The 234-nt window shown below is 53.4% G+C and carries 1 protein-coding gene; it reads right to left on the bottom strand.

The annotated features are described in order from the left end of the window. Nucleotides 1–234 (bottom strand): helicase-related protein (locus tag Q4563_RS22870; RefSeq protein WP_303606184.1); only part of this gene is annotated, 234 nt, incomplete at both ends.

The following is a 234-nucleotide window of genomic DNA, read 5'->3' as shown; positions in this document are numbered from 1 at the left end:
GGTCGTAGTTGACCAGTACCGAACAGAACTGCAGGTTTATCCCTTCGCCACCGGCTTCGGTGGAAATCAGCACGCTGGCCTGGTCGCTTTGAAAGTGTTCGACGATGGCGGCTTTCATATCGGCGGTTTTGGAACCACTGATGCGAGCTGACCCTTGGTGTCGTTTTTTCCAACGCTGATGGACTGCTTTGGAGTTAGGGTCGTTATTAGTGCCGTTAAGCAGCACGGTTTGGC

The sequence above is a fragment of the Gilvimarinus sp. 1_MG-2023 genome, assembly GCF_030548285.1.
The sequence above is the reverse complement of the archived record's forward strand: the minus strand, read 5'-3'. Positions and strand labels throughout refer to the sequence as shown.